The organism is Myxococcus qinghaiensis (genome assembly GCF_024198215.1).
GTDB lineage: Bacteria > Myxococcota > Myxococcia > Myxococcales > Myxococcaceae > Myxococcus > Myxococcus qinghaiensis.
This window is the reverse complement of sequence record NZ_JAKCFA010000029.1, coordinates 1-16086: the sequence shown is the minus strand read 5'-3', so window position 1 is coordinate 16086 and position 16086 is coordinate 1. Positions and strand designations below refer to the sequence as shown.

Annotated in this window: 17 protein-coding genes; 3 read left to right on the top strand and 14 right to left on the bottom strand. The window is 67.3% G+C overall.

The window, feature by feature from the left end; translation table 11 throughout:
* Entirely contained in the window at nt 1-2763 is a 2763-nt protein-coding gene (locus tag LZ199_RS38920; RefSeq protein WP_253998865.1) for a TonB-dependent receptor domain-containing protein, read from the bottom strand.
* A gap of 267 nt (nt 2764-3030) precedes the next feature.
* On the opposite strand from LZ199_RS38920, the gene LZ199_RS38915 reads away from it, so the two are divergent.
* The 3 genes from LZ199_RS38915 to LZ199_RS38905 all read left to right on the top strand — a co-directional run bounded on the left by LZ199_RS38915 (nt 3031) and on the right by LZ199_RS38905 (nt 5186).
* Nucleotides 3031-4146, top strand: coding sequence for a GRAS family protein (locus LZ199_RS38915; RefSeq protein WP_253998864.1), 1116 nt, complete (start codon nt 3031-3033; stop codon nt 4144-4146).
* 17 nt (nt 4147-4163) lie between these two features.
* Complete coding sequence (locus LZ199_RS38910) at nt 4164-4682, top strand: CinA family protein (RefSeq protein WP_253998959.1); 519 nt, start codon at nt 4164-4166, stop codon at nt 4680-4682.
* A 114-nt stretch (nt 4683-4796) separates the two neighbouring features.
* A complete protein-coding gene (locus tag LZ199_RS38905; RefSeq protein WP_253998863.1) occupies nt 4797-5186 on the top strand; it encodes a hypothetical protein in 390 nt (129 codons plus the stop codon).
* Nucleotides 5187-5194: 8 nt separating this feature from the next.
* On the opposite strand, the gene LZ199_RS38900 is transcribed toward LZ199_RS38905, so the two are convergent.
* From LZ199_RS38900 to LZ199_RS38840, 13 genes are all read right to left on the bottom strand, one after another.
* Complete coding sequence (locus LZ199_RS38900; RefSeq protein WP_253998862.1) at nt 5195-6523, bottom strand: TIGR02270 family protein; 1329 nt, start codon at nt 6521-6523, stop codon at nt 5195-5197.
* Nucleotides 6520-7338 (bottom strand): immunity 49 family protein, encoded by an 819-nt coding sequence (locus tag LZ199_RS38895; protein ID WP_253998861.1) that lies wholly within the window; start codon nt 7336-7338, stop codon nt 6520-6522. The genes LZ199_RS38900 and LZ199_RS38895 overlap by 4 nt, the downstream gene beginning before the upstream one ends.
* An 11-nt stretch (nt 7339-7349) precedes the next feature.
* Nucleotides 7350-7937: an imm11 family protein gene (locus LZ199_RS38890; protein WP_253998860.1), complete on the bottom strand. Its 588-nt coding sequence runs from the start codon at nt 7935-7937 to the stop codon at nt 7350-7352.
* 9 nt (nt 7938-7946) lie between these two features.
* Nucleotides 7947-8717: an AHH domain-containing protein gene (locus LZ199_RS38885; RefSeq protein WP_253998859.1), complete on the bottom strand. Its 771-nt coding sequence runs from the start codon at nt 8715-8717 to the stop codon at nt 7947-7949.
* A gap of 39 nt (nt 8718-8756) precedes the next feature.
* Nucleotides 8757-9947 carry a hypothetical protein gene (locus LZ199_RS38880; RefSeq protein ID WP_253998858.1) on the bottom strand — a complete coding sequence of 397 codons (1191 nt, stop codon included), beginning with the start codon at nt 9945-9947 and terminating at the stop codon, nt 8757-8759.
* Nucleotides 9948-9968: 21 nt separating this feature from the next.
* Entirely contained in the window at nt 9969-10433 is a 465-nt protein-coding gene (locus LZ199_RS38875) for a DUF4150 domain-containing protein (RefSeq protein WP_253998857.1), read from the bottom strand.
* Between the two features lie 75 nt (nt 10434-10508).
* The gene (locus LZ199_RS38870; RefSeq protein ID WP_253998856.1) at nt 10509-11027 is read right to left on the bottom strand and encodes a DUF6484 domain-containing protein; all 519 of its coding nucleotides are present in this window, start codon (nt 11025-11027) and stop codon (nt 10509-10511) included.
* 95 nt (nt 11028-11122) lie between these two features.
* Nucleotides 11123-11587 carry a DUF4150 domain-containing protein gene (locus LZ199_RS38865; protein WP_253998855.1) on the bottom strand — a complete coding sequence of 155 codons (465 nt, stop codon included), beginning with the start codon at nt 11585-11587 and terminating at the stop codon, nt 11123-11125.
* A gap of 100 nt (nt 11588-11687) precedes the next feature.
* Nucleotides 11688-12725 carry a hypothetical protein gene (locus LZ199_RS38860; RefSeq protein WP_253998854.1) on the bottom strand — a complete coding sequence of 346 codons (1038 nt, stop codon included), beginning with the start codon at nt 12723-12725 and terminating at the stop codon, nt 11688-11690.
* Between the two features lie 16 nt (nt 12726-12741).
* Nucleotides 12742-13815, bottom strand: a complete 1074-nt coding sequence (locus LZ199_RS38855) for a hypothetical protein (protein WP_253998853.1) — start codon at nt 13813-13815, stop codon at nt 12742-12744.
* Between the two features lie 4 nt (nt 13816-13819).
* Nucleotides 13820-14638 carry a hypothetical protein gene (locus LZ199_RS38850; RefSeq protein WP_253998852.1) on the bottom strand — a complete coding sequence of 273 codons (819 nt, stop codon included), beginning with the start codon at nt 14636-14638 and terminating at the stop codon, nt 13820-13822.
* Between the two features lie 27 nt (nt 14639-14665).
* Nucleotides 14666-15256, bottom strand: coding sequence for an imm11 family protein (locus tag LZ199_RS38845; RefSeq protein WP_253998851.1), 591 nt, complete (start codon nt 15254-15256; stop codon nt 14666-14668).
* Nucleotides 15253-15945 (bottom strand): AHH domain-containing protein, encoded by a 693-nt coding sequence (locus LZ199_RS38840; protein WP_253998850.1) that lies wholly within the window; start codon nt 15943-15945, stop codon nt 15253-15255. Before LZ199_RS38840 ends, LZ199_RS38845 begins: the two co-directional genes overlap by 4 nt.
* Between the last annotated feature and the right edge of the window lie 141 nt (nt 15946-16086).

Sequence of the window (16086 nt, the reverse complement as noted above, 5' to 3'; positions counted from 1 at the left end):
TCAGTAGGTCCCCTTCACGCCGAGGAGCGGGAGGATGATGGGCAGGCGCATGGGCTTGCGCTCCGCCTGGCCCTGCCGGTCAAAGCCATACTCATAGGCAATCACCTCCTGCCGGGCCGACACGTTGAGGACGTCCAGGTAGGCGTCGAGCGTGAAGTCCTCCATCGCCCACGACTTCGCGACGCGCAGGTCCACGCGGAAGAACGCGTCCAACTGCTCGGCCTTGTCCCGGTCCTGTCGCACCCATTCCTGGCGCCCCTCCGGCGTCGTCACCAGGCGCTGGGTGAGGGTGGTGATTTCGCCGGACTCGGGGCGGCCGGTGTTGAAGTGCACCACGGTGCCCACCGTCCAGTTGTTGCCGAACTTGTAGCTGAGCGCGGCGTTGACGACGTGGGCCTGCTCGAAGGCGAAGGGCAGCGTGCCCTCCTCCGTGCTCACCACGCGGTCCTCGTCGCTGTAGCGGTCGAAGCGCACGCGGCGCTTGCTCTGGAGGAAGCTGTAGGAGACCCAGCCGAACCAGTCGCGGCCCAGCGGGTGACGGGCCATCAGCTCGAAGCCATACGCGTAGCCGCTCGCGGACGGGGCCGGGCCGGCGAGTCCCCGGCGGCGGCGATTCTCCACCACCTGCTGGAGGTCCAGCTCCACCGCGCGCGTGAGCGGGTTGTAGAAGGCGTCGCCGCTCAGCTCCAGGCCGTCCAGCGCCTTCCACTCGGCGCCCACGTCGAACTGGAGGCCCTCCTGGAGCCCGTAGCGGAGGCTGGCGGTGTCCACGGCGGGCAAGTGCACCAGCACGGTGGGCGGCTGGTGGAAGACGCCCGCGCCGCCCTTGAGCACGAGCGTGTCATTGAGCTGATGGCGGACGGTGAGCCGAGGCTCCACCACCGTGTGGTTGATGCCCGGAGACAGGTGGTAGTTGTCCACGCGCACGCCGGGCTGGAGCACCCACTTCCCGGTGGGCACCCAGGTCACCGCCGCGTATGCGCCGGCGAAGGTCGCCAGCGAGGAGGGGCTCTTGATGGGGTCCGTCGGGTCCTCGGGTGTGGTGCCTGGAGGGATGCCGGTGCCGGTGATGTCGGTGGCGGCGCGCCGGTGCTCCACGTCACCGCCCACGGCCAGCTCCAGCGTCTCGTCCAGGCGGCGCTTCCAGCCGGCTCGCATCGCGAAGGTCGTCTGGCGCAGCGCGTACTCGCCCACGTCGCGGATGTTCATGCCGCCGCTCGGCAGCCGCTCCGACTCCTGACCGGTGAGGCCGAGCGCGTCCGAGCCCACCGTGACGCCCACCTCCGCGTCGCCGCCCGCGAGCGGATGGGTGCCGCGCAGGTCCACCCGGTGGAAGCGGGACACGATGCTTCCACCGGAGGCGCCGACGTAATGGGTGGACGGGCTGGAGCCCACGTCGTCCGAGCTGCCCAGGGCGAACAGGCGCACGCGGCCCTTGCCCACCTTCTGTTCGATGCGCGCCTGATAGTCCCAGAAGTTGGCGCGCACCTGCTCGGCCTCGGGCTCGCTGAGCAGCTTGGAGCCCAGGGAGATGAGCAGCGCGGAGTAGCTGACGCGGCCCGCGACGCTGACGGAGGTGCCGGTGCTCTCGAAGGGGTACTCGATGAAGCCGCCGCTGTTGAGCAGGTCCGCGTACGCGGTGACGTGCAGCCGGTCCTCGCGCGGTCGGCTCAGCCGTCCCTCCACCGCGCCACCCAGGAGCCGTCCGTACTGCACCGGCGGCGAGCCCGGGAAGAAGTCCACGGTGTCGATGAAGTCCGGGTGAATCACCGCGGGCCCGAGCATCAGGTGGTACAGCATGGGGATGCGCACGCCGTCGAGGAAGAAGCCGGTGGCGGCGGGCTGGCTGCCGCGCACCACCGGATAGCTGATGCCCGAGGCGAGGCTCCCCACGCCCGGCATCAGCATGACGACGCGGAACGGGTCTCCCAGCGTGCCGGGGACCTCGCGGAGCTCCTGCTCATGCAGGGTGATGCGCGTCACCTCCGTGCGAGGCCGGTCATCGCGCACCACCGTCTCGTAGGGATTCACGCGGCCGGGCTGGAGCCGGTAGATGACCTGGAGCGACTGGCCTTCGGAGAGCGACTCCTCGAAGGTGCTCGGCTGGTGTCCTGGAGCGCGGGCCTCCACGCGGTGCGTGCCGGGGCGCAGCTCCAGGGTGAAGCGACCTTGCGCGTCCACGGTGCCCGAGGGCTCGGTGGCGCCGTCGACGAAGAGGGTGGCATCGGCGAGGGGACGGCGTGTGCCTCGCGCGCGCACCTCGCCGGTGAGGCGTGTGGTGGCGATGGGGACGGGCGCGGCGGGAGGCTCGAAGCGGTAGATGAACGGCAGGCGCACCGACACGGGCACGCCGGCGAGCGTCGCAGGGGTGAAGCGCAGGCCCGGTGCCGCCTGGAGCGCGGCCTCGGTGAGGCGGGGCTCGCCGGGCGCGGCGATGACCTTCACCTCGGCGACGGCGCCGTGTTCGTCCACCCGGAGCTCCAGCGCCACTTCGCCGGGCGTTCCCTCCAGTCCCTCGGGCCACGCCGCGGGTGAGTCCGCTACCAACTTGGGTGGCACCAGCGTGGCTTCGCCTCCGTCGGTGGCGAGTCCCAGTCGGGTGGCGTCCTCGGCGGACACGGTGGTGCCACCGTCGGTGGACTGGAGGTCGACTTCGAGGGTGCGGGACTCGGCGGTGGGGACGGGCAGGCCCTGGGCCGGTGCGAGGAAGGGCACTGCCACCAGGACGAGCAGTGTCAGGAGAGAGCTGCGCTCAAGACGCATGGGAACCCTTCAACACCGGACAGGTCGAGAACCGTCACCCCGGCCGGTGCGCTCTCATGCCGGGGCAGCCTCACCGCTCCTGGCGGGGATGTCTATGCGAAAGGTCCAAGAGCGGCGTGCACACGCGGACGGTGGTCTGCCCGTTCGTCCTCCCGCGTGTGTGGCTCTTCACGAAGAGCGCGAGCGGCCGGGCCGCGTGGGTGGAGGCCCCTGGAGGGCACCGCTACGTTGAGTCGACGGGTGTCTTGGGGAAGGAGTCGCGGGGTCATGCGCACGGTGAAGGACGAGCTGCTCTTGCGAGCGGTGGAGCACACCTTGTCGGGTCAGCCCATCGAGGCGGCGCGCGAGCTGGCGTCGCTGGAGACGCTGCTGGACGTGGACTCGGTGCCGGAGGACCTGGACTACCTGCTCTTCGCCACGGCGGTGTCGCATCGCCTGGAAGGCGCGGGAGGAGCGCCGCGCAACCCCTATCTGCATCCACACCCCGAGCAGGGGGCGCGGCAGATTGATTTGTTCCGGCTGTTGATGACGCACATGCCGCTGGCCTCCGCCGCGGATGCGCTGGCGAACGAGGTGTTGGTGGAGCTGTTGGGGAAGCGGGACGAGGCCACGCTGGTGGACGTGGGAATCGGCCAGGGGCGGCAGGAGGGGCGCTTGTTGAAGACGTTGTCCGAGCGCGGGGCGCTGCCGCGCAGGTTGACGCTGGTGGGCGTGGACCCGAGCGGCGCGAGCCTCGCGCAGGCGGAGGAGTCCACGGCGAGGGTGGCGCGCGAGGTGGGCGCGGTGGTGCGCTTCGTGGGAGTGGAGGCGCCGGTGGAGAGTCTGTCCGCGTCGACGTGGTCGGTGTTGCGAGGGTTGCCGGGGCCGAGGGTGGTGAACGCGGCCTTCGCGCTGCACCATGTGGCGGAGGAGCCAGGGAGCGTGGGCGCGGCGCGAGACGGCGTCTTGCGGAACCTGCGCGAGCTGGACCCGTCCGGAATGGTGATGTGTGAGCCGAACACGGACCACTTCCGCGCGCCGCCGCTGGAGCGCTTCCTGAATGCGTGGAAGCACTTCACGCAGGTCTTCCACCTGCTGGACGCGCTGGAGGTTCCTCGCGAGGAGCGCGCCGCAATCAAGCGCTTCTTCGGCAGGGAGGTGGAGGACGTGGTGGGGACGGTGGACGAGTCGGCGCGGTGCGAGCGACACGAGCTCGCGGTGACGTGGATGGCGAGGCTGAAGCGCGCGGGCTTCGTGCCGCTGGAGTTGCTGGAGCAGGTCCGGCCGGAGGGTGTGCACCCGGTGCTGGAGCTGCGGCGTGAGCCGGGGCTCGTGGGGCTGAGCTGGAGGAACGAGGTGCTGGTGGCGGTGCTGAGCGTGCGGCCGGAGGGTGCGCGCGCGTGAAGTCCCGCCGTGCGAGGATGGTGCCTGGAGGCGCACCGGTGACGGACGAGGGACGCGAGGACGTGGCGGTTCAGGTGCTGGAGCGCTGCCGGAGCGCGGGAGTCCGGCTGGTGCTGGCGGAGGCGTGCACGGGCGGACTGATTTGCGCGCGGCTGACGGACATCCCGGGTGCGTCCGCGGTGGTGGAGCGTGGCTTCGTGCCGTACTCGCACGAATCGAAGGTGGAGCAGCTGGGGGTGTCCCTTGCGTTGCTCCAGGCGCACGGCTCGGTGAGCGCGGAGGCGGTGGAGGCGCTGGCGCGAGGGGCGCTCGAGCACTCGCGCGCTGACTGGGCGGTGGCGGAGACGGGCATCGCCGGGCCGACGGGAGGCACGCCCGAGAAGCCGGTGGGGCTCGTGTACATCGCGGTGCTGCGCAGAGGTGGCGCGGCCACGGTGGAGCGGCACGTGTTCGCGGGGAACCGGAGTGAAGTGCGAGGCGCTGTGGTGGAGCGTGCGTTGGCGTTGTTGCTGACGCGGTTGAACGTCGAATCTTGAACTGGACGTTCACCCCGCACTCCCGGGTGCCTGGGCACCCGTCGGAGTGACCCCTACGCTGTGGGACGTCGGAGCGAGGTGCCTCCGTGTGTCCATGTGGCGAAGGAGCGCCCGGTGTTCCGAATCGGGGTGGAGGTCGAGGATTCCATCGTGGAGTTCGTCCTGGAGGGCTACATCCGGGTCGAGGAGATGGAGGTCTTCGTGGGGGAGCTGACGCGGGCGACGGACTCGCTCGCGGGGCGCGACATCAAAATCCTGGCGGACCTGAGGCGCTTCCGCCCCGCGTCACCGGAGGCGACGAACATGATTCGTCGGGTGCAGGAGTACGGCCTGCGCTCGGGCGTGGTGCGCGTGGCGGAGCTGGTGGAGAGCGAGATTGTCGCGCTCCAGCTCAACCGCGTGGCGGAGAACAGCCACACGGACAAGATTCTGCGCCGCTTCTGGGAAGACGCGCCCGCGCGGCGCTGGCTCATCCACGGTGACGCGGAGGATGGGGCGGCGTAGCGCTCGTCTCAGCCCCGAAGTCCTTCCGCGAAGGGCCGATTGATGCTGGACGCGGGGGCCGCGCGGGCACTCTTCCAGGCGAGCACCTGTTGCTCCACGGGCGCGCGCGTCGGGACCTGATGCAGCCCCCGGCTGCGCAGCGCCAGCTCCAGCGCCAGGGCATGGCGCCGACGCAGGGGGGCGCTGAGCAGCGCATCGATGAGCCTCTGTGGAGAAAAGGGCTGACCCGCGAGATAGCGCTGCTTCGGGTCCAGGCGGGGCCTCATCTCCTTCCACCAGGCGGCGACCTGTTCGGCCATGGGTTGTGGCAGGTCGTCCTCGGGCTTGGGGGAGAGGTCTCGTTCGAGGTCTTCCTCCAACGGCGTCAGCGACTCATCCGCCGCGTCCTCTTTCGCGGCGGCGAAGTCCCCCGCGATGACCAGACCGGTGATGGCACTGAAGGACTCCGCCGCGAGCGCCGCCACGGGTTCGAGGCGCATCAGCTCCAGGCAGGCGTCCGCGGCCTGGATGCGTCCGGAGAAGCCGAGGGCCCACAGCACGTCGGGCCGAAGCTTCTCGTGGGGAAGCAGGCCCACCAGCCTGGTCGCCGCCCTCTCGTCACCGCTCAGCCCGAGCAGGAGCAGGGGGAGTCGATTGCCCGGTGCAGTGGAGTCCACCGAAGACTGGCAGGCGGCCCATGCGCCCGCGTGTCCGTTCATCAGCCCCACGGTCAACGCGGCATCGCGGAGGACAGGCTCATCCGAGCCGAGCGCCCGCTGGAGCACGCCGGGTTCCACCGGGAGCCGTGCACGGCCCATGGCGCGCAGGGTGGCGGCGACCACCTGGGGCTCGGGATGGGACAGGAGCGGAGCGCACAGCGCCGAGGAGGCGAGCCCATGGGTTCCCAGGACCTCGATGACCGAGGCCCATAGCTCGAAAGCCGCATCCTCCTTCTTCAGCAGGGACGCGAACTCCCGAGGGATGCATGCGGTGGGCGCCAGCTCGAGCGCCCGTTGGATGGAGCCCAGGCCTTCGGACTCCGCGGTGTGGAGCGCGGTGAGCAACGCGGAAGGGCCAGGAGGTGACTCCGCGCGAAGCAGGGCGAGTGCCGCGGCGAGGACGCGCTCGGGCTCCTCGGAGAGTGCTGGAATGAGCAGCCGATGGGCCACGGGCTCACCGCCCAACACCAAGGCATCGATATGGGCCGCACACGGCTCCTCGAGCTCGGCCAGCTCCGCGAGCGAGAAGTCAGGAGCGTCGAGCGCCTTCTCCCACTGGTTCCACCGGAAGGCCGCTTCGCCGAGATGCTCTTCGTAGAGGTCCCACCGCAAGGGCTGCAAAAGGGATGGGGAACTCATGAGTGATGGGACTCCGTCTCCATCCAGGCTGACGTAGGCGGTGGGGGCATCCCCAGGGGCAGACGCGCCAGGGAAGGAATGGTGACGTATTCGCGCCGCGTCTCGAGGCCCTGCATTTCCGCCAGCCGCAGCAACGCCAGCCCATTCATGAACAAGGCACCCTCGGTCTTTCGGAGTTCGTCGTTGGGCCCGGAGTCCCGCGTCAGCCGGGAGAACTTCAACAAGCGCGCGTCGATGGTCGCCTGGAGTGCTTCGTCAAACGCACTGACCTCGTGGGCGAGCAGCGCCCGGCACATCTCGAGATAGGTATCGGAGCCTCCCTCCAGGACGACGTCCCAGCGCTTCAGGATGGCGGAGAGGTCCGAGGCGCCCACTCCCTTCAGCTTCAGGCAGTACTGATGAAGGAAATGATACAGCAGGAAGTCGTCCTCGTATTCGAGGGTGGGCTCATGCTTTCGCGCGGCGAGCCGCGCCAATGAGACAGCCAGGTCGAGCTGGCCCGCGGCCAGGGCATCGATGAAAGGGAACTCCCGGGTCGCGCAGAGGAAGCGCGGGTCGGCACCGTGGCCATCGGCGACGAGACGGAGGAAGTGATGCCGTGCGTGCGCGGAATGGCAGAGATGATGGAAGAATGCGTGAGGCCGCGCATCCACCAGCAACGCACAGAAGGCGAGCCGACGGTGGCACATGGCGGCGACCACGTAGGCCTGCCCGGACTGCTCCATCGCGTCGCGACGCTGGATGCTACGGACGGTCTCCTCGAGGCCAAAGCGAGAGGAGTCTCGGAGGGTCTCCAGGGTTGTCGAGGCAGGCATGACTCAAGGGCTCAATAGATGGCGCATTTTTCGCCCATCTCGATGTAGCGGACGCCAGAGAGGTTCTCGGCGCTCAGTCGGGCACGCAGCGTCTCTCGAATGAGGATGGCGGGCGGCAGGGGCTTGAGCCTGAAGAGGTTGGCCTCCGCCGGAATCCTGTCCTCGAGCACTTGAAGGCGGAAGAGCCCGGAGAGTCGCGCGGGGTCCGGGTCCAGTTCCTGGACCTCGCTGCGTTCCTTGTCGATGCAGTCCACATGGTCGAGCACGTTGGCGATGAAGTAGTCCTTCGCGGCGATGCGACCCTTGTGATTGGCGATGGAGACGGGCAGGAACTCGATTCGGGCTCCAGAGTGCTGCTCGAGAAGCGTCTTGAGCCTCGTGGAGACGATGGCGATCCGCTCGGTATTGCTGACAAGGTCAGGTACCACCAGCCCCTTGTGCCCTTTGTCCATGGGCAGGACGACGTGGTTTGGATAGCGATGCTCCATGGGGAGCCCCGCGGCGATGCGCCAGACCTTCGAATCGAGTGACTCTGGGACTTCGTCGATGAGGCAATGCCCAGGGTCGTTGCTGGTGGCAAGGATGGAGAAGGAAGGCATGCGCTGGACCTACCGGGGGGCGAGGATGTTCGCCAGTTCGTTGAGATGCGCGCCGGGCTTCAGGACACCTGCCTCGCGAATCTCCTTTCGCATCGTCGCCGAGAAGGTGTTGAGCTGGGTGACGATGTTCGCAATCGTTTTCTGGGTGACGTCGGGGTGGTCCTTCTTCTCGGGGTCAGCGGCCTCATCGAGCCTGTGCTTGATGGACTTCAAGCGAGTGCGGACTTCCATGCTGTAGGTGCTGTGATACTTGGGATGGGTGAGGAGCTGGAACAGCTCTCCATGACGCGGACTCGTGGGCAGATAGAGGATGTTGCCGCCCGCGTTGACGTTGTATTTGGCCTGCTGAAGAATCTTGAGGTGGTCGTATTTGAAGACCTTGCTCAGCGCATCATCCACGGGGATGACGTGGTGTGCATTGTTGCCCCAGGGCCACATGTAACTGCCCTTGAAGTTGAGGTCCTTGTAGGGACCCGCATTCATGTACCAGACCTCGGCGCGTTTGCTGGGGTCTCGCCACGCATGGGCGAAGGGCGTGGTGAAGATGGCTTGGAAGCGCTTCCGGGCCGAGCTGCCTTGCTGGTGGATGGGCAGGTTGTACCAAGCGTCCTCGCCATGACTGACCTGGTAGTCGAAGCCCATCTTCTTGTGGTCGTGGCTCGGGAACTTGTAGACCCGCCTGGCTCCCTTTCCTTCGAAGAGGCACCGCGTCACGCAGCCATCACTGTCTTGCTGATGCGACTCGTCGTGCTCGAGTTCCGGGACATGTTCATCGCTCATGACGACCTCTCGTCCGATGGAGCGGACTCCAAGCAAGGTTCAGGGGATGTCGCTCAGGACGAAGGCGCCCCGGGAGGGTTCGTCATCAAGCAGCGCCACCAGGATACGGGCGCTTCGCGCATAGCGCCTCGCGAAGCCTCGCACGCCCAGGCATACGGCTGCCGCGCCCGTGGCCGCGCCAAGCTCTCCGAAGGATGCGGGCACATACCAGCGCTGGTCGGGTGTGGGCAGCCCCGAGGCCTGCAGACGGACCAGGGTGTGCCCGTACTCCCGGGCACGAGGCTCGTCCCCGTTGAGGTTGACGATGGAGAGCCCGATATCGCCCTGTGCGGGTGCTCCCGCCGGGAAGCAGGCCGAAATCGCCTCGAAGAGCGCCAGCCCCGTGCTGCTCTTTCCCGAGAACCGGTGGCCGCCCTCCGAATGTGACGCCACTTGACCCAGGAATCCCTCGATGCGGGCTCCCCGGGAGCGTGCGGCGGATGCTCGTTCCAGCAGGATGAAGGCCGCCGCTTCACCGGGATATCGGCCCACCGCGCGATTGGGCGTGCGCAGCAGTCCCAGCTCGAAGGCACAACGAAGCGCTTCTTCGTCCACCCAGGAGTCGATGCCCCCAACGATGCACCGGTCCACCGCTCGGCTCTGGATGGCGGCGGTCGCGCTCAAGAGCGCCGACGTGAAGGTGGCGGCTCCCCCGAAGGTATAGGCCCGGTGGGACGGTGCGATGGGGAACGCGCTGAGGGAAAGGAGTTCTGGGATGAGTCGTCGGGTGACATGCGCTCTCCATTCGGCGCGCTCCGCGACCAGGTCTTCGTGGACTTGGGGCCGCTCTTTCTCCGGGAACTGGTCGATCAGGCTCCCCTGGAGGTGAACCTCTTGCATCCAATCGCCAGGAAGCTGGACATGGATGCCCGTTCCTTCGGCGGTGTCCCGCTCCAGTCCTGAGTAGTCGAGCAGGTCGCGCAGCGCGGCGTCCGCGAGTCGGAGCCAGCGCGCGTAGCCTTGAAAGCCCCAGCACAGCGAGGTGACCTCATGCCCCTTCAGGGGCACGGGCTCCAACGTGTCCTCGTCGCTGATGACCAGGTCCAGCTCACTCCAGCGCGTCAGGCCCGCTCGCGCGGCGGCGCAGCTCGAGATGACATCCGAGCCCAGCGCGGACACCATCCCGAGGCCCGTAATGGCGATGGCCTCTTCCGGACGAAGACCGGGCTTCGAGCGTGGGGATGGGCTCATGGCGATTCAGCGGGGACCTCGCTAGAGGTGCTTCTTGCAGATGCCGCACTTGGGTTCCTTCTTGCTCCCCGCGCCCGCGACCACCGGTCCCTGCATGACGGGAAACGGCGGCGTGTTCTTGTCGTTGTGGAGCATGAGGTCGAAGGCGCGGGCCACGTTCTTCCCCTCGAACTTCACGTCGAAGGAGAAGTTGATGAACTCCGCCTTGCCCTTCGTCTTGCTGGAGGCCACGCCGCCGCCGGCCGTGCCCGCCTCGTCGCCCGTGCTCGTCTTGAAGTTCGAGTCCTTCACGCACACCGGGTTGCCGGCGACGGACACCTTCTTCGTGCCCTTGTCCGTGTCAGAGGACTGGGCCACGTTGGGGTAGGGAATGGGGATGGGGCCCGCGGGGCTGGGCGTCTTGCACACGTCAGGGAAGGCCGTGGTCACTCCCCCGCTGTCCTTGGTGACGACGGACAGCTTGTTGACGCCTGTGTTGACGGCCATGGCCCCATCTCCAGGTCCGTCAAGAATACTCTGCCCGTCCGTCTGGAATCGAGTGCCCTCGCCCCTGGACGTTGTCTAGTTGATCTCCACCGAACCGCCCTTGATGCGGTGGGTGCCGGTGGCGCGCGACTCGAGATAGGTCCCCTTGATGATGACCTTGCCATTGCGGCGCAGGGTGATGCTGGCCTCCCCGCACTTGAGGACCACTTCATCCTGTCCCTCGATGACTACGCGCTTGCCATCGACGTGGGCCTCGGTGGGCGCACTCGACGCCTCCGGAGGTTGCTCCAGCAAGGCATCCAGCAGCGGCGTCGGACTGGGCTCGTGGATGAGGCCCATGATGAAGGGCAGCGTCGGGTCCCCGTTCTCGAACAAGAGGACCGCTTTCTGTCGCCGGGCCACGGCCTCCTGAAGCCCGCGAGGCTCCAGGGCGACAGCCAGCCGCGCGGGCACGGGCCCCTGGGTGTTGCCGGCGAAGTCCACGAGCGGCGCCCCCGAGGCGTCGAGCCCCACGAGCTGACCCGAGCGGCTCCCCAGAATGGGCTCCTGTACCTGGAGCGGCGGGACAGACTTGCTGGTTGCTTGAGAGCTCATGAACGAGGACCTGGTGAGGGAGAGGATCGCCACGGGGGAAACACATTCATCCGACAGGTGAGTCCCCTTCTGTGCGGACGCTTCGGCGCAGCGCCTCAGACATCATGGTCGCAGACCAGACACTTGGGCTTGGCCTCCGCCCCCGCCATGGCCACGACGGGACCCTGGAGGAGAGGAAACGGCGGTGTGTTCTTGTCGTTGTGGAGCATCAGGTCGAGGGCACGCGCCACGTTCTTTCCCTCGAACTTCACGTCGAAGGAGAAGTTGACGAACTCCGCTTTGCCCTTCGTCTTGTTGGAGGCCACGCCGCCTCCCGCGGTGCCTGCCTCATCGCCGGTGCTCAGCTTGAAGTGGGAGTCCTTCACGCACACCGGACTGCCCGCGACAGAGACCTTCTTGGTGCCTTTGTCGGTGTCGGAGGATTGCGCGACGTTGGGGTAGGGGAGGGGGACGGGGCCCGCGGGGCTGGGTGTCTTGCAGACGTCAGGGAACGCGACGGTGACACCCCCGCTGTCCTTGGTGACGACGGACATCTTGTTCACACCAGTGTTGACGGGCATGGCGTCCTCCCCAGGAAGGCAGGATACCCCATCCCGAAGGCCCGGAGCGAGGCGGGCCCTGTCCGACTCGGGTGCCATCCCACTCCCGTCGTGTGTGCGCTCAGCGCGGACTTCGCTGGTCGGGGCGCGCTGAATCCGACACGGCTTGTCGAGCGCGCTCCAGCGTGGTGGCATCCACTTCGCCAATCCGGGCGCGAGCGGGAGCCGCCAGCCACCCCTCCACCAGGCGAGCAAGTCCTCGTGTCAGCTCCGCCGGATTCTGATGCCCCGCCACCACGGCGGCCGCACAGGCCTCCTCGTTGCCAAGGAAGGAGTGGGCCAACATCCAGTAGTTCGCGAGCAGCGGGTCCGCTGACAACTCCTGCTTCTCGACCCTCCACTCCGCGTCGCCAGGCGCCTGCTCCAGGTACTCCTTGAGGCGCGGGCTGGGGCGACCCCAGAGGACACTGTGCATCCAGCGCGAGCGGCCATGCAGATGGACGCTGCGGAGGGCGGTGGGCGCCCGCGCGTCAGGGCTCGGTACCGCCAGTCGGGAATCATGCACCCGGGCGACTTCCTGGAGCGCTTCGTAGTGGGGGTCACCGACCCAGCCCGGGGCCTCATCGGGTTCGGGCTCGTTGTCGGAGAGCCAGGCGGTGAGCAGGAAGTTCTTCAACGAGTGCGCCGCCCGCAAGGCGCCTCGCCCATGTGCATAGGGAAAGACGAGCAGTGGCTGCCCTGGCTCTGACAGCAGGCTCATCAAGACCCGGTCTCCCGAGGCTTCTTCGCTGAGGACGAAGAGTCCGGCGAAGAGTCCTTCGGGGTAGGCCTGGAGCAAGGCCGCGAGCGCGTCGAGGTCCGCGGGCATGCGCGAAGGCACGTCGAGCCGGAGTGAGCGGTCCTCCGAATTCCAGAGGGAGTCCGCGGAGTCTCGTGAGTTCAGCGCGTGCTGGATGGCCTCCCACTCCTGGAGTTGCGCGGGAGGCACAATGCCAAGCACGCGCTGGATATCGGTGAGGCGGGCCTGAAGGGCCGCTGGGTCCACGCTGGCCAGTCGAGCACGGAAGCGCGCGGGCTCCCGTGCAACCACTGTTTCGACGACGTCCGCCAGGCTTGCCGACAGCAGCGTCTCGGGGGTCAGGGTTTGAAGGTCCAGCATGACGCCGCTCCGTCTCTCAGGTCGGGGAATCGAGGAGCACGGCACCCTGCGCTCCGTGGTCCGACACGCCCCATACCAGCGTGTGGCCTGGGCGCGCATGTCTTCGGGTCAGGGAGCGTGCCGCGTAGCACAGGCCCACCGCTGTGCTCGCGGCCCCGACGTCACCCAGGCTGACCGCCGGCCAGACCTCGCGGACGTCCGAGGGCAAGGCGGAGCGCGGGGTCTGGGTCAGCGCGAGTCCCCAGGCCGAGGCGCGGTGCTCCTCGCCATTCAGGTTGCCGATGACAGTGCCGACGGGCGCATGGCGGGTCAGGGTGAGCGCCTCGTTGATGGCTTGTGACAGGGCTCGCCCCGTGCCGCGGGCCTTCGATAGCGCCTCCCCGGGGGCTTCCGCCATCCCCACGGCGAGCAGGGTTCCCTCCGGGCGTCCCAGGCAGCGGCGAGGATTCTCGAGCAGCAGGCAGACCCCGGCTTCACCAGGCATCAAGCCCACGGGTTGTTCTGGGCCTTTCAGTCGACGTGTCTCGGCGAGCCAGCGCAGGGAGCTGGTGTCCAGCAGGCTGTCGACCGAGAGCAGCAGGGCTCTGTCCCATCTGCCAGAGGAGAGTTGCTGCCCGGCGGCCTTCAGGGCCATCCAGGTCGCGGACTCTCCCTCGGGAAAGAGGAGCCGGGACTCCAGGGGAATGGGGAGCTTCGCCGCTTGGAGGAGCCTCTCCATGAGCAGGGCTGCTTCCGCGCGGTGGAACGAGAAGCGGTCCGGAGCGAGCGAAGGCGTGCAGAAGAGGAAGCCGCAGCGCTTCCAGGCCTCTTCAGGCCAGGCTTCGAGGGCGGAGTAGCGGATGAGGTCGGCCAGCGCCAGTCGGGCGAGCCGCGACCATCTGCCAAGCCCCTGGAACCCCTCCGTGACACCTTCGACGGGGTGACCGATGAGTGGGACTTCATCCTGGGCATCCACATCCCAGACGACGACATCGCCCACGGGACGTGGACGACTCAGGCCACACCGGATGGCCGCGCAGACGCTCTCCGCGCCTTGCCCCAGGGACGTCATCATCCCCATTCCCGAGAGCTTCAATGATGAGGTGCTCATGAGGTCAGGGGGGCGTCAGGTCGCGCCATGCGTGCGGAGGAGGAAAGGTCTGACGACTCCGTGCGAGCTCGCATAGCTCACCAGGGACCCGGGAATACTCCTGTCGCGAGGAGGCGAGCCCGGACTCCCGTGCCAGGCGGATGATGGCCACCGCTTGCACGTCGATGTAGCGCTCGGTGTGGAGGAGGAGCGGTGGCAGGTCATTGAAGTGCGCGGCCCTGGCGTAGTTGGTGGCACGGCGCTGAACGATGGCCTCCAGGCTGCTCTCGAAAAGGGCGGGAGTTGCCGCGTGGAGTGCCTGGCAGAGCGAGTAGAAGGGGCTTTCTTCTTCGCCAATCACCCGGGCAAAGCGGTCCAGGAGCGCGGGAAGTGTCGGCGTGGCGTGTGGAGCACGTCGCTCCAGGAAGAGGCGCTGCAGGAACTGTGGGAAGAGGAAGTCGTCTTCGTATTCGAGCGCCTCCACCCAGCGGTCATCACACAGCCGAGCCAGCTCCTCCGCGGTCTCAAGGTCGTTGATGGCCAGGCAGTCGAAGAAGGCCCTGTTGCGCGAGGTTCGCCAGAAGCGAGGCGTGCCGGTCACCCCCTGAGCACATCCTCGCAGGTAATAGAGGCGGGCTTGTCCGGCGCGATGAAGGTCCGCGACATAGGGAAGGGCTTCCCCCGTCTCGAGGAATCCCGCGATGGCTCTCAATCGGTAGCAGTGCGCGAGATTGGTCAGGTCGCCCTCTTCGTCGGAGGGCCACGCTCCTGGAGGAGGAAGGCGGCGGAGGAGCGTCCTGAAGTGGGCAGCGAGGGTGTCCTGGACGTATTCGAGTTCTGTCACGGTGCGCGATTCAAGGTCGGTGCGGGTTCACAGGTCGACGGGGGTTCCCACGGGGCTGACACTCACGCCAGCGAGGCCGGCGAGTTCCAGCGCTTGGACCAACTCCCGCCGGGCGACGATGAGCCGGGGCATCGTCGTGAGCCGGAACAGGTTTCGTGATGGCTCGATGCGACTCATGTCCAGCTCGAGCTTGCGCAGCCCGAAGACCTCGCCCTTCCGGAGGGCGCTGGGTTCATATTCGCTTCGCCGCATGTCCATGCAGTCGAGCGTGCCCAGCACGTTGGCGATGAAGAACTCGCCCGGTTCGCGACGCCCCTTGTGATTGATGAGGCGAATGGGGAGGTACTCGATGTCGACTCCGGCGGAGCTTTCGAGGACCTGTCGGAACCGCGCCGAAACGAAGAGGTATCCCAGGGTGTTGCGAAGACAATCGGTGACCCGCTTGCCACCCATCCTACGAGACATGTGGAAGTCGAGCGCTGCCGGGTAGAGGTTCCTGGCTGGGGCCCCTTCCGTGGGTTGCCAGATGCAAGCCAGCTCACGAGGGAACTGGTCGATGACGCAGTCCTCCAGGTCGCTCCGTGCCTGAAGGATGACGTAGGAGGGGGGCGCGGTCATGGCCAGTCGACGCTGTCCAGGCGAAGGTTGTCCAGATTGATGCCGGGGTTCTTCTCCCCGGAAGCAATCAGGAAGGCTCGGATGGCGGTGGACGCCTTCTCCAGCTCCGAGCGGCAGGCATCCTTGTTTTCGTCCGTCAGCTTGTGCTTCTTCGGGTCGGACTCGCCCTTGGCGAGCTTGGCCTTGATGGAGTTCAGCTTCGTTCCCAGGCTCTCGCTGTAGTGCTCATGCTCCGCGGGGCCTTCCGGTGGAACGTGCGTGGGGAGCTTGAGGATGCGAGCGACGACGTATTGCTTCGGGAGGATGATGACGTTGGGCATCTCATTGATGTTCCAACGCGTCGCCAGAATCAGTCGGCGTTCCTCGGGGTCGGGAAAGGCCGTTTCGAGCTCGCCACACGCGATGACGTGGTGAGTGTTGTGCCAGTAGGGCTTCTTCCAGTCCTGGAAGTTGGAGCCTCGGTCCAGGTCCCATGCGCCATCCGAGAGAGGATTGGGAGCGTGTGTTCCTGGCTCGACCTCGCCACTCTTGCGGATGGTGGGGGCCAGGTCCTCTGTCCAGACCGCGACCCACCGCTCGGGAGAGCGCATGTTCGGGACGTCGTAGATGTGCTTCTCCGACGCCTTCGAATAGTCGTGAGCATTCTTGCGGTAGTTGCAGCGTGGGAACTTCTTGTTCTTGTAGTCCACGTGCCGCCACAGGCGTAAGCGTTCAGGGGGGATGGGCGGCTGCAGAAGGAGCAGGCCAGCAGCCGGCGGGAGGCTTGTCGCTCGCTGACGCGGCGTGAGGCATGGGACACGACACGTCGTGGCAAAGGTCGACCCCAAGGA

Coding starts and splice junctions, on each gene's coding strand:
- LZ199_RS38920 (WP_253998865.1), bottom strand. CDS start 2,763: ATGCGTCTTGAGCGCAGCTCTCTCCTGACACTGCTCGTCCTGGTGGCA.
- LZ199_RS38915 (WP_253998864.1), top strand. CDS start 3,031: ATGCGCACGGTGAAGGACGAGCTGCTCTTGCGAGCGGTGGAGCACACC.
- LZ199_RS38910 (WP_253998959.1), top strand. CDS start 4,164: ATGGTGCCTGGAGGCGCACCGGTGACGGACGAGGGACGCGAGGACGTG.
- LZ199_RS38900 (WP_253998862.1), bottom strand. CDS start 6,523: ATGAGTTCCCCATCCCTTTTGCAGCCCTTGCGGTGGGACCTCTACGAA.
- LZ199_RS38895 (WP_253998861.1), bottom strand. CDS start 7,338: ATGCCTGCCTCGACAACCCTGGAGACCCTCCGAGACTCCTCTCGCTTT.
- LZ199_RS38890 (WP_253998860.1), bottom strand. CDS start 7,937: ATGCCTTCCTTCTCCATCCTTGCCACCAGCAACGACCCTGGGCATTGC.
- LZ199_RS38885 (WP_253998859.1), bottom strand. CDS start 8,717: ATGAGCGATGAACATGTCCCGGAACTCGAGCACGACGAGTCGCATCAG.
- LZ199_RS38880 (WP_253998858.1), bottom strand. CDS start 9,947: ATGAGCCCATCCCCACGCTCGAAGCCCGGTCTTCGTCCGGAAGAGGCC.
- LZ199_RS38875 (WP_253998857.1), bottom strand. CDS start 10,433: ATGGCCGTCAACACAGGCGTCAACAAGCTGTCCGTCGTCACCAAGGAC.
- LZ199_RS38870 (WP_253998856.1), bottom strand. CDS start 11,027: ATGAGCTCTCAAGCAACCAGCAAGTCTGTCCCGCCGCTCCAGGTACAG.
- LZ199_RS38865 (WP_253998855.1), bottom strand. CDS start 11,587: ATGCCCGTCAACACTGGTGTGAACAAGATGTCCGTCGTCACCAAGGAC.
- LZ199_RS38860 (WP_253998854.1), bottom strand. CDS start 12,725: ATGCTGGACCTTCAAACCCTGACCCCCGAGACGCTGCTGTCGGCAAGC.
- LZ199_RS38855 (WP_253998853.1), bottom strand. CDS start 13,815: ATGAGCACCTCATCATTGAAGCTCTCGGGAATGGGGATGATGACGTCC.
- LZ199_RS38845 (WP_253998851.1), bottom strand. CDS start 15,256: ATGACCGCGCCCCCCTCCTACGTCATCCTTCAGGCACGGAGCGACCTG.